We start from the raw sequence: 7,965 nt of genomic DNA, 5'->3' as shown, positions 1-7,965 counted from the left end.
TGTTCCTCCTCTTGCTGGTGGGGGGGGTTGCGCTCATACCTTTCTGCGGGGGGGGGGGGGGGGCGCCGGACCAACCCGCGCGCCGCCCCCCACGCATCTGTCCTTACAGGCCCAGATCGCGGCCGATCAGTTCCTTCATGATCTCGTTGGAGCCCGCCCAGATCTTGGTGACCCTGGCGTCCATCCACGCACGGGCAACACGGTATTCGCGCATGTAGCCGTAGCCGCCGTGCAGCTGCACGCACGCGTCGAGCACATCGTTCTGCACCTGCGCCGACCACCACTTGGCCTTCGCGGCGTCGACCGCGGACAGCTCACCGGCCGCGTGTGCGGCAATGCCCTGGTCGACGAACGCCTGTGTCACTTCGACTTTGGTGACCAGTTCGGCGAAAAGGAACTTGTTGTACTGGAAGCTGCCGATCTGCTGACCGAAAGCCTTGCGCTCCTTGGCATACTGCAGCGTCTCGTCCAGAATCGCCGCGGCATGCGCGAGATTGGAGACCGCGGCGCCGATGCGTTCCTGCGGCAGGCGCTCCATCATGGCGATGAAACCGCGGTCGACCTCGCCGATTCGGTTGGCATCGGGGACGCGCACATTGTCGAAGAACAGTTCGGCGGTATCGGATTCGGGCTGGCCCACCTTGTCGAGCTTGCGCCCGCGCGTGAAGCCCTCCATGCCGTTCTCGATCGCGAACAGCGTGATGCCCTTGGCCTTCTTCTCCGGGCTGGTGCGCGCGGCCACGATCACCAGGTCGGCGTTGAAACCGTTGGTGATGAACGTCTTCGAGCCGTTGACGATCCAGTCGTCACCGTCGCGCACGGCGGTGGTCTTCAGCGCGGCCAGGTCCGAACCACCCGACGGCTCGGTCATGCCGATGGCCGTGATGATCTCGCCGGTACAGAATTTCGGCAGCCAGCGCTGCTTCTGCTCGTCGGTGGTGAGCTCCACCAGGTACGGCGCGCACACGTCGTAGTGGATGCCGAACGAGGAGGCCAGCGCCGCGCTCGCCTTGGACAGCTCCTCGGCGAACACCGCGTTGAACCGGTAGTCGCCCGCGTCGCTGCCACCGAACTCCTCGGGCACGCCGAGGCCGAGGTAGCCCAGTTCGCCTGCCGCGAGCCAGGTTTCGCGGTCGATAGCGCGCTGTTCGGCGAACTTCTCGGCATTCGGCTCGATCGAACGCTTGACGAACTCGGCGACCGACGCGCGGAAGGCGTCGTGGTCCTCGGTGTAGATGGAGCGCTTCATGGTGTCCTTTCGCTGACTTGCTGTTCGGGCCGTTCGCCCAGCAGAACCAATGACGCCCGGACAACTCTGGCCGCGTCGGGTTCCTCACCGCTGATGACATCGGTGTAGATGAAGGTTTCGGTGATCCGCACCAGCAGCAGTGCCAGCTCCGGCACCGGTAGCAGCGGATCGAGCTGTTGTGCCGAAATCTCTTCGGCGAGTAGGTTTTCCACGATCGCGACGATGCGATGCTGCACCGAGCCCGCGCGGGTGGTGAGCAACCGCAGCGCCCGCTCCGGCTCGCGGAGCAGGAACTGGCGGAAGGCATCGGAGGTGTTGGTGGCATGGGCGAAATCGCCGAGGATCGATGCGATGCGGTGCGCGCCGTGACCGGGCGTGGCGGCGGCCGCGCGACGCAGGGTCGGCTCGGCGATCGACCAGATCACCTCGGCCAGCAGCTCGTCGCGCCCACCGACCCACCGGAACAGCGTCGCCCGGTTCACCCCGAGCGCGACGGCCAGTTCCTTCATCTCGAGTCGGTGCCCGGCCAGGAACGCGGCCCTGGCGGCCCGGAACGCGCTCGCGGCATCGGGGCGCGCCGCCTCATGGAACTCCCACGCCGTCTGCTCGATCACGTCACCTCCATGCACGATTCCTACAGTGTATGAATCGTGCAACGTCTGTCAATGTGTTGCACTCGGGAGACAAAAACGGGCACAAAAAAACTCCCCGGTCACCATGACCGAGGAGTTCTCGCTGTAGCCCCGACGGGATTCGAACCCGCGCTACCGCCTTGAGAGGGCGGCGTCCTAGGCCGCTAGACGACGGGGCCAGAACAACAGCTCACCTGCGTGAGCCGCGCGGACATACGATAGCCGACTACCCGGTGTTCGACCAAAACGCCTGTTGTAACTTTACAGATTAGGTCCTGAATGAGACATTATCTGTCATGGATGGACGGGATTTCGCGACGAACGAACAGGCAGCCGCCGCGCTGGGCGTCTCCGTGCGCCATGTTCGTCGTCTCGTCGGCGCCGGGCAGCTGACATCGGTGGCGCGTGGACTTGTCGCTCGTGATTCTCTGGACCGCTACCTCGCGTCGGCGGATACTGGCCGTCGCCGGACCCGCGCCTGGTCCGAACACACGGCGTGGGGTGCGATCGCGGTATTGACCGGCGCGGAACCCAGCTGGCTCGGGGTTACCCAGGCAGCGAGGGTGCGGAGCGTGCTGCGGGACCTGACCGAGCCCGCCGAGCTCATCGCGCGTGTGCGCGACCGTGCGACGACGCGGATCTTCACCGCGCACAGCTCCGCACTTCCACGGCTTCAGGCGGTCATCCAGTCGGCCGACTTGGGACGACTCGGCATCGTCGACGCTGTGGCGAACAACGATCTCGATGGCTACATCAGTGCGCGCCAATTCGACGAGACGGTGCGCAGGCTGGGGCTGCGACCCGCAGTTGCGGGAAACGTGACATTGCGCGTGACCGATTTCGACTTCGATGTGGTCACCCGTCTTGTCTCCGAAGGCCCTGTTGTCGCGGCGCTCGATGCCGCGACCGCCCTCGAACCGCGAATTCAGGGTGTGGGATCCCGGGTGCTGGCCAAGGCGTTGGAGGGTTACCGATGAGCGATCGGCGACAGCGAGCGACGATGGAGGTCGCACCCGTTCCCGGCGGATGGCCTCAGCCGTGGCCGAGCGTGGCCGAGCTGGCACAGGCGCTCCCGAGCGGCAGCTGGACGTTAGTGGGTGGCCTGATGACCCAACTGCACACGATCCACCGAGGCCTCGGGATCGTTCGGCCGACCAACGATGTAGACATCGTCTTGCATATCGAGACCACGCGTGGCGTACCCAGTGCAACTGCGTCCGTATTGGAGGCTCTCGGTTACAGATTGCAGCCATCTATCGATCCGCGCAACAACACCGCACACCGTTTCGTTCGCGGGTCGACGACGGTGGATCTGGTCGCGGATACCAGCTTGGTCGAGCACGTCGATGTGCTCATAGCCGATCATCCGGCACCCGCAATCATCGAGCGACTCCGCGGCCGCGAGATGGTGCGTATCGAGGGTGGCACCCAGGCGCTGCGGCGCACAGTCGACGCGCGCGTCGAGATACTGCCAGGGGCTATCGCGAATATCCCTGTCCCGCGGGCGTTCGGTGCTCTGCTCCTCAAGGCAGCCGCCTATACCTCCGACTCGCGGGACAGAGATCGTCATCTGTACGACGCGGCATCCTTACTGGTGTGTGTCGATGACCCCTTCGCAGAACGCGAGGATTTCACTGGTTCGGATCGCCGCCGTATCGCAGTTCTCGCGGCACAGCTGGCACCGGAGCATTCCGCATGGCGAGTGATGTCGCGGGCCCATCGCGCGGAAGGACTGGCCGCATTGGCAATTCTGTCCGATCAGCTGTGACCACAGACGACATAGGGTGGTTGACCGCTCACCGGCGGCGGGGCACAGTGAGGCCATGACCAGCAAAGAGCTGCGTGGCGGGGTCGAGATGAGCAATCTCGATCAGCCGCTGTTCGACGGTGCCGAGGCGACCAAGCGGGACCTGGTCGATTATCTCGAGTTCGTGGGGGAGCGCCTGGTCAGGGTGTTGCGTGGGCGGGCGCTGTCGGTGGTGCGGGTGCGGCCGGGGCAGGAACCTTTTATGCAGAAGAACCTGCCGAAATACACCCCGGAATGGGTGCCGCGAGCGACGGTGTGGGCGGAGAGCTCGCATCGGGAGGTCACCTACGCGCTGGGTGACGATGTGCGCACACTGCTGTGGTTCGGGAATCAGCGGGCGGTGGAGTATCACCCGTTGTTGTTGCCGATCGACCACAGTGCGGGGCCGACGCATCTGGTGCTCGATCTGGATCCGTCGCCGGGGCAGACGTTTCGTGATGCGGCCGCGGGCGCGCATCTGATCCGGGCGGCGCTCGAATCGGATGGGCTCGCCGGTGCGGTGAAAACCAGTGGCGCCAAGGGATTACACGTTTTCGTGCCGATCGAAGCGGGCGTCGCCATCGAGGACGCGGCAGCCGCGACTCGCGCCATCGCCGCCAGGGCCGAACGCATCGACCCCACCGTGGGGACCACGGCGTTCATTCGCGAGGACCGGGAGGGGAAGGTCTTTCTCGACTCGACGCGGGCCGGTGGGGCGACGGTGATCGCGGCCTACAGTCCGCGCATCCGTCCGGGAGTTCCGGTGTCGTTTCCCTTGCGCTGGAACGATATCGACTCGGTGACGCCCGCCGACTTCACCTTGCGCACCGCTGCGGACCTGCTCGGCGACACCGATCCGTGGGCGGCGGAAATGCCGGCACCACAGGCACTTCCGGCCGATCTGATCGCCGAGGGGCACACGATTCCGATCGCCCGGGTGCAAGCCATGCACGAAGGTAAGCGACGTGCCCGCGCTCGCCGCGCCGAGTGATACCGCAGTAGGGGATCGATGTCGGCCTCGCGGGTGAGGACCGGGTGCGGTGTCGAGTCATACCGTCGCGGTATGGCAGATAATTCCGGCGTCGGCTGGGGCGTCCGAGTTCTCGCACTCGGTACGGTGCTCGGCGCCTTAGCGGCATGCACTTCCGGCCAGGACCCTCGATCGAGCGAAATCCAGTGTGTCGACCACGATTTCACTGTTGAGGTGCCCGCCGTGGGCGCAGACCCTCAGCGGGTGACGGCCCAGATATGTCAGGCGGGGGAATGGAAGCCGAATACCCCGGTGCAGGTGCTGCTGCACGGCGGCGCCTACGACCACCGCTACTGGGATCTCCCCTTCCAGCCCGACACGTATTCCTATGTCCGGCAGGCTGTTCGAGCCGGGTACGTGACGGTGAACATCGACCGGCTCGGCTACGGGCGCAGCAGCAGACCTGATGGCCAGGTCCTCGATTTCGACGCGGGTGCCGACGCGGTGCACAAGGTCGTGGGGCAGCTCCGGGCCGGTGCGGTGGGGCCGGGTGCGCGCACCGTGGTGCTCAACGGGCATTCGATGGGTGGGATCGTCGCGGTGCGGGCGGCGGCGCTCGGGGATGTCGACGCGGTGATCGTCAGCGGAATCCCGCCCGAACCCGATGCCGGTCAGCCTGATGACGACGGACCCGACGACGACCGCAGTCGCTACCAATTCGTCTCGGCCGCAAAGGATCCACGCTTCGCCGACAACCCGTGGAGCGCCGGCTATCTCACCACCGGACCGGGCACCCGCATGGAAGCCTTCCACTACCCCGGCACCTACGACCCCGCCATCCCGGCCGTCGAGGAGCAAATAGCCGACACCCTCGCCATCGGCGAACTGCGCTCCGTACGACCGGACCCCGGCGCCACCGATGCGCCCGCACCCGCCGAATCCGAAGTCCCCACCGCCTACGTACTCGGCCGTCACGACACCATCGCCTGTCCCGCGGGCGACTGCACCATCGACCCCCGCGCGGCGACCGCCGACCGCATCATCGAATCCAGCGGCCATTCGATCAACGCCAGCTCCGGCGCCGCCGACTTCTACCGCTGGACCTTCGACTGGCTCCGCGGTCGCGGCATCGGCTGAGGACCAGGGCGAGACAGCCCACCGGCATCGTCGAATCCGACAGTGCCAGTGGGCTGTTCACCTGTTCGCGGGAGTTCAGCCACCCAGCGACGCCACGCCCGCCTGCGCGAACTTCTCGTCCAGGTCGCCGCTGGGGGCGCCTGCCACGCCGATGCCGGCGATCGGGGCGTTGTTCGACTTCACCGGGGCGCCGCCGCCGAGGAAGAGGGTGCCGTCGATGTCGGCGAGGGTGGGGGCGGCTTCGAGACGCTTGGCGAGTTCGGTGGTGGGGGCGTTCCAGGAGACGGCGGTGAAGGCCTTCTGCTGGGCGGCGTCGTAGGACTGCGGGCCCGCGCCGTCGCCGCGCAGGGTGACGATGACATTGCCGTTGCGGTCCACGACCGCGACGCTCACGCGCTGGTTCTCCTTGGCGGCGGCGTCGAGGGCAGTCTGGGCGGCCTTGGTGGCGGCGGCGACGGTCAGGTGGGTGGACTGGGCCAGGTTGGCGTCGGCAGCGTTCACGACGACGGGGGTGCGGCTCGCCGGGTCCTGATCCTGGGCCTGGACGGTCACGACACCGACGACACCGGCGGCGACGACACCGGCCGTGGCGCCGGCGATGATGAGGCGGTTGCGGGTGGTGGACTTGGCGGTCATAGCTGCTCCTGGGTGGATCTCGGCCTGCCGACGGTCTGCCGTGGCCTGTTGATATCCATCCTGTTCGCTGCGCGGTCCCACCGAATCGACGTAGTGGCTGCACTCGGCGCACGAATCGATCGACCCCGGTGTCAACCGATCGGATGACCCGCCGCGAGCACTCGGCGGGGAGAATAGGTGTTTGCCCAGGCCATCGGCCGGTTCTGGGCCGCCCGCTCCGCCACCTGCTGCGACGAGGCGCCCAGCGGAGGCAAGATCGAGGTCTCCGACACCAGGACAGCGGCATCGGCCGCCAGAGGACAGAGGTGGCAGATGACGCAGTGGCTCGGCGAGGCACGCGACGACTCGCGACTGCTCGCCGTCATCGTGCACAGTGCCTTCTACGTGTTGCTCGCAGCGTCGTTGATGCGCTGGTTGATCCGGCACAGCGAGACCCGTTCGACGCCGTTGATCGTCGTCCTGTCCGTGTTGATCGCGGTGCTGTACGCGCTGAGCGAGTTGCGGCAGTCGGGTCGGCTGGCGTGGTTCGCCCTGTTGGTGCTGACCTGGTCGGTGTTGGTGGTGCTCGCGCCCAGCTTCGCCTGGTGTGCGGTGCCGCTGGTGTACACCGGCCTGCGGATTCTGTCGGAACAGGTCGCGGTGATCCTGGTCGTCGCGCTCACCGCGCTGGTGGTGTTCAGCGAGGTGCGCATCGCGGGCTGGCTCGATCCGAACCTCGTGCTCGCCCCACCCGCTGTAGCTGCGGTGACCACGGCGTTGTTCGTCGGGATGCGTCGTCAGGCTGAACGGCAGACGGCCCTCATCGACGACCTCGTGCGCACCAGGGAGGAACTCGCCGCCACCGAACGCAGGGAAGGCACGCTGGCGGAACGCGAACGGCTCGCGATGGAAATCCACGACACTCTGGCCCAGGGGCTGTCGAGTCAGCGGATGCTGCTGCAGGCCGCCGACCTGGTGTGGGACACCGATCCCGAGCTCGCGCACACCCACCTGCGCTCGGCCGCCGAGATCGCCGAACGTGACCTCACCGAGGCCCGCCGCTTCGTCCACGACCTCGCCCCCGCCGACCTTGCCGCGAGCGGATCGCTACCCGCCGCCCTGACCGCCATCGCCGAACGCGAGACCACCGACGCGCTCACCGTGCGCTGCCATATAGAAGGCACACCGGGGCAACTACCTCAGCGGACGGAGGCGACCCTGCTGCGGATCGCCCAGGGCGCGCTCGCCAACGTGCGCGAACACGCGCAAGCCACTACCGCCACGATCACCCTGACCAGCCTCGACGACCAGATCGTCCTCGACATCGCCGACAACGGACGAGGCTTCGATCCCGACGACTCGCCAGGCCCTTCCGAACACCGCGGTCACGGCCTGCCAGCCATCCGCGCGCGCGTGCGTCAACTCGGCGGTACCTGCACAGTCGAGTCCGCACCGGGCGACGGCACCGTGCTCTCCGCCGCCATCCCGCTCGACGTGAGGTCGACCCCCGCCCCCTGACGTCCGCCGGTCGATCGCCCGTTGCCGCGTCGTGGGCACCCGACTGCCGCGTGCCGAC

The 7,965-nt window shown here is 67.1% G+C and carries 8 protein-coding genes and 1 tRNA gene; 5 read left to right on the top strand and 4 right to left on the bottom strand.

The window, feature by feature from the left end; all coding sequences use genetic code 11:
* Positions 1-103: 103 nt before the first annotated feature.
* The 3 genes from ACFW6D_RS04860 to ACFW6D_RS04850 form a co-directional block, all read right to left on the bottom strand.
* Positions 104-1,249 carry an acyl-CoA dehydrogenase family protein gene (locus ACFW6D_RS04860; protein ID WP_379324814.1) on the bottom strand — a complete coding sequence of 382 codons (1,146 nt, stop codon included), beginning with the start codon at positions 1,247-1,249 and terminating at the stop codon, positions 104-106.
* A complete protein-coding gene (locus tag ACFW6D_RS04855; protein WP_379324812.1) occupies positions 1,246-1,863 on the bottom strand; it encodes a QsdR family transcriptional regulator in 618 nt (205 codons plus the stop codon). The genes ACFW6D_RS04860 and ACFW6D_RS04855 overlap by 4 nt, the downstream gene beginning before the upstream one ends.
* Before the next feature lie 124 nt (positions 1,864-1,987).
* A tRNA-Glu gene (locus ACFW6D_RS04850) sits at positions 1,988-2,060 on the bottom strand.
* A 117-nt stretch (positions 2,061-2,177) separates the two neighbouring features.
* On the opposite strand from ACFW6D_RS04850, the gene ACFW6D_RS04845 reads away from it, so the two are divergent.
* The 4 genes from ACFW6D_RS04845 to ACFW6D_RS04830 all read left to right on the top strand — a co-directional run bounded on the left by ACFW6D_RS04845 (position 2,178) and on the right by ACFW6D_RS04830 (position 5,774).
* Positions 2,178-2,858 (top strand): helix-turn-helix domain-containing protein, encoded by a 681-nt coding sequence (locus tag ACFW6D_RS04845; protein ID WP_379324810.1) that lies wholly within the window; start codon positions 2,178-2,180, stop codon positions 2,856-2,858.
* Positions 2,859-2,881: 23 nt separating this feature from the next.
* Complete coding sequence (locus tag ACFW6D_RS04840; protein WP_379324808.1) at positions 2,882-3,649, top strand: hypothetical protein; 768 nt, start codon at positions 2,882-2,884, stop codon at positions 3,647-3,649.
* 55 nt (positions 3,650-3,704) lie between these two features.
* Complete coding sequence (locus ACFW6D_RS04835; RefSeq protein ID WP_379324806.1) at positions 3,705-4,658, top strand: DNA polymerase domain-containing protein; 954 nt, start codon at positions 3,705-3,707, stop codon at positions 4,656-4,658.
* Positions 4,659-4,730: 72 nt separating this feature from the next.
* Positions 4,731-5,774: an alpha/beta hydrolase gene (locus ACFW6D_RS04830; RefSeq protein WP_379324804.1), complete on the top strand. Its 1,044-nt coding sequence runs from the start codon at positions 4,731-4,733 to the stop codon at positions 5,772-5,774.
* A 75-nt stretch (positions 5,775-5,849) separates the two neighbouring features.
* Here the strand turns inward: ACFW6D_RS04830 and ACFW6D_RS04825 are convergent, their stop codons facing one another.
* Complete coding sequence (locus ACFW6D_RS04825; RefSeq protein WP_379233637.1) at positions 5,850-6,410, bottom strand: heme-binding protein; 561 nt, start codon at positions 6,408-6,410, stop codon at positions 5,850-5,852.
* 177 nt (positions 6,411-6,587) lie between these two features.
* On the opposite strand from ACFW6D_RS04825, the gene ACFW6D_RS04820 reads away from it, so the two are divergent.
* Positions 6,588-7,907 carry a sensor histidine kinase gene (locus ACFW6D_RS04820; protein ID WP_379324802.1) on the top strand — a complete coding sequence of 440 codons (1,320 nt, stop codon included), beginning with the start codon at positions 6,588-6,590 and terminating at the stop codon, positions 7,905-7,907.
* The last annotated feature ends 58 nt before the right edge of the window (positions 7,908-7,965 follow it).

This window comes from Nocardia sp. NPDC058705 (genome assembly GCF_042749305.1).
Lineage (GTDB): Bacteria > Actinomycetota > Actinomycetes > Mycobacteriales > Mycobacteriaceae > Nocardia.
Note: the sequence above shows the minus strand (reverse complement) of the source record. Positions and strands in the feature narration are given on the sequence as shown.

Coding starts and splice junctions, on each gene's coding strand:
- ACFW6D_RS04860 (WP_379324814.1), bottom strand. CDS start 1,249: ATGAAGCGCTCCATCTACACCGAGGACCACGACGCCTTCCGCGCGTCG.
- ACFW6D_RS04845 (WP_379324810.1), top strand. CDS start 2,178: ATGGATGGACGGGATTTCGCGACGAACGAACAGGCAGCCGCCGCGCTG.
- ACFW6D_RS04840 (WP_379324808.1), top strand. CDS start 2,882: ATGGAGGTCGCACCCGTTCCCGGCGGATGGCCTCAGCCGTGGCCGAGC.
- ACFW6D_RS04835 (WP_379324806.1), top strand. CDS start 3,705: ATGACCAGCAAAGAGCTGCGTGGCGGGGTCGAGATGAGCAATCTCGAT.
- ACFW6D_RS04830 (WP_379324804.1), top strand. CDS start 4,731: ATGGCAGATAATTCCGGCGTCGGCTGGGGCGTCCGAGTTCTCGCACTC.
- ACFW6D_RS04825 (WP_379233637.1), bottom strand. CDS start 6,410: ATGACCGCCAAGTCCACCACCCGCAACCGCCTCATCATCGCCGGCGCC.